This window comes from Peribacillus sp. (assembly GCF_059453735.1).
This window is the reverse complement of the sequence record NZ_JAZVJO010000011.1, coordinates 1-2,926: the sequence shown is the minus strand read 5'-3', so window position 1 is coordinate 2,926 and position 2,926 is coordinate 1. Positions and strand designations below refer to the sequence as shown.

The 2,926-nt window shown below is 41.7% G+C and carries 4 protein-coding genes; all 4 read left to right on the top strand.

Annotation, left to right across the window (positions count from 1 at the left end):
- Positions 1 to 350: acyl-CoA thioesterase (locus tag AC52RT_RS00460; RefSeq protein ID WP_495538934.1), on the top strand; the 350-nt coding region annotated here is incomplete at its 5' end.
- Between the two features lie 34 nt (positions 351 to 384).
- Positions 385 to 1,452 (top strand): phosphotransferase family protein, encoded by a 1,068-nt coding sequence (locus AC52RT_RS00455; RefSeq protein ID WP_495538933.1) that lies wholly within the window; start codon positions 385 to 387, stop codon positions 1,450 to 1,452.
- 1 nt (position 1,453) lies between these two features.
- Positions 1,454 to 2,212 (top strand): 2-phosphosulfolactate phosphatase, encoded by a 759-nt coding sequence (locus AC52RT_RS00450; RefSeq protein ID WP_495538932.1) that lies wholly within the window; start codon positions 1,454 to 1,456, stop codon positions 2,210 to 2,212.
- 104 nt (positions 2,213 to 2,316) lie between these two features.
- The coding region (locus AC52RT_RS00445; RefSeq protein ID WP_495538931.1) for a quinone oxidoreductase family protein at positions 2,317 to 2,926 on the top strand (610 nt) is incomplete at its 3' end.

Genomic DNA, 2,926 nt, shown 5'->3' with positions numbered 1-2,926 from the left:
CGCTTGGCCTCCGACTTTATTTTATTTACTTAGAGGAAGCTAGGATTAAATTTTTTGAAACGCTCCGTGTGGGGCTCGATGCAGGAGACTGGTCCTTTATTCTTGCTTCAATTAAATGTGATTTTATTAATCAAGCATATTTTAATCAACTATTAACAGTAAAAACATATGTGACCAAAATTGGCACTAAAAGCTTTGAATTGGAACAAGAGATAGTCTGCTCGCAAACAAATCAGCTTATTAGCAGCAGTAAATCCGTGTTGGTGAATTTTGATTTCAGAGAACAAAAAAGTATCATACTATCGCAAACGTTAAGAGAAAATCTGGATAACAAATTAGTCGTAAGATAAGTAGTTCAATGGATAGTAGAGGAGGAGGGTATTCATGCAGCATCCGCTTACTTTTGATACGATCGCTGTACGTTCGGGAGAAGAGCTTCCGTATCAAGCGTTAGAAATGTTTCTAAGAAAACAACTTAGTTTGCCTGATGATGCACTCGAGGTTCAGCAATTTCCAGCGGGACACTCGAATTTGACGTATCAACTCAAAATTGGTGATTGGGAAGCTGTATTAAGAAGGCCGCCGCACGGACCAGTCGCTCCAAAGGCACACGATATGGAAAGAGAATACAAGATTATATCGAGCCTTCATCCCTTTTTTTCGCCAGCTCCTAAACCAATACTCTTCTCGAATGATGAATCCATTATAGGTAGTCCATTTTTCTTAATGGAAAGAAAAAAGGGCATAGTGATAGATGGGAAATTCCCTAAGGGTATTGAGCCCAACCCCGTCATTAATAAACGAATTTCGGAAATTATGGTATCCAAATTAGCAGAGCTACATGCCATTCCATATCAACAAACTTCGTTGCTTGAAATCTCCAAACCTGAGGGTTTTATGGAACGCCAGGTACACGGTTGGATTAGTCGCTATGAACGGGCAAAAACGGATGAAAATCCTGCCGTAGTGCCACTGGCTAGGTGGCTTGCAGCGAACATTCCCAAGCAGCATGAATATGCAGTGATTCATTATGATTATAAATTAAATAATATGATGTTTAACGAAACTTTTACCAGTATGGAAGGACTCTTTGATTGGGAAATGGCGACCATTGGTGACCCTCTTGCTGATTTGGGAGTCGCTCTCGGATACTGGATAAGTAAACATGATCCTGCAATCATTCAGAGTGGACCCGGTAGGTCGGTTACGATGATGGCTGGTTTTATCGACCGCAGAGAATTTATTGACTTGTATGCAAGAAAAAGCGGCAGGGATGTATCACATATCGATTTTTATCTAGCCTTTGCTTTCTTTAAGTTAGCAGGAATCTGTCAGCAAATTTATTATCGATATAAATTGGGGCAAACCGATGATCCTCGATTTGCTTCGCTTAATGAATATGTAAAAAGCTTGATGATTCATGGGTTATCTATCACCGAAAAGGAGCTGTGATATGGCAGGCAGAAAGGTACATGTGTTAATGAAAAAAGAAGACATTGATGCAGAAAAAATTGCTTGTAATAAGGTGGTGGTAGTCCTTGATATTCTTTTAGCAACCACTTCGATTGTTAGCGCGCTGAATAATGGAGCAAAACAGGTTATTCCAGTCCTAGATGCAGAGGAAGGATTGAGGATATCTCAGCAATTTCCAGCCGACAGCTGTATTCTAGCGGGTGAACTGGATGCAAAACCACTGGAAGGATTTATGTATCCTAATCCGCTCGAGCTCAATAAACAGATTACGGGAAAGACGTTAGTTCTTTCCACGACAAATGGGACGATCGCACTTAGAAAAGGGAATAGCGCTTGGAAAGTCTATATTTCATCTTTGTTAAATAATTTATTCGTTGCCCAAACGACCTTGAAAGAAGACGCTGAACGAACAATTGTTATTGTCTGTTCAGGCAATGCTGGAGAGGTAAGCCTTGAAGATTTTTATGGAGCTGGTCATTTTGTCTCCTGTCTGCTCGAGCAGACATCCGTTAGCCTTGAACTTTCTGATGCTGCACTGTCCGCACTGTCTTTTTATCGTGGTTGGCAGGGTGATGCAAAACATGCGTTACAATCGTCAAAAATCGGCCAGCTATTAGCTAAACACAATAGTGAAATATTGTCTTTTGCAGCTGAGATGGGGAGTGTTGATTTGGCGCCAAAACTCATTAAGGGAATCATTACGAATACGTCGAGTGTGCGGTTGTCTGATCGCTTATAGAAACAGGCACTGGAAAAGAGCTTCGGTGAAGTGAATAAAGACAGAGGCTCGGTAAGTGGAGCGAAATCTTAACTCTCCATATTTAAGAATAGGAGTGTGTAACTATGAAAGCGATTCAATTTAGTAAATATGGTGGTCCGGAAGTTTTGGAATATATTGATATTGAAAAGCCAAAGCCAGCTGACCATGAGGTGCTTATTTCTGTTCAAACAGTCGGTGTAAATTATGCAGACACGGCCAGACGTCAGGGGCAATATGTTGTACCAACAGAACTGCCGTTTATTCCTGGAGCAGAAATTGCAGGAATTGTAACGGAAGTCGGTGACAAGGTCACGATGATTCAGCCAGGCGCGAGAGTTGTCAGCTTAATTGAATCAGGAGGATATGCGGACTATGCTCTGGCTAATGAAGAAATGGTTATGGAATTGCCAGACTCCACTGATTTCTATCAAGCGGTGGCCTTGCCTTTACAAGGCTTAAGTGCCTACCATATTTTAAAAACGATGGGACGAATTATGCCCGGTGAAACGGTATTAATTCATGCAGCAGCAGGCGGAGTTGGAACCCTTGCCATTCAGCTGGCAAAACTATTTGGAGCAGGTAAAGTGATTGCTACGGCAAGTTCTCATGAGAAACTTCAGCTGGCAAAGAGCATGGGGGCAGATGTGCTGATCGATTATACAAAGGATGGATGGGGGAAGGAAGTTCTTCAAG

Coding starts and splice junctions, on each gene's coding strand:
- AC52RT_RS00450 (WP_495538932.1), top strand. CDS start 1,454: ATGGCAGGCAGAAAGGTACATGTGTTAATGAAAAAAGAAGACATTGAT.
- AC52RT_RS00455 (WP_495538933.1), top strand. CDS start 385: ATGCAGCATCCGCTTACTTTTGATACGATCGCTGTACGTTCGGGAGAA.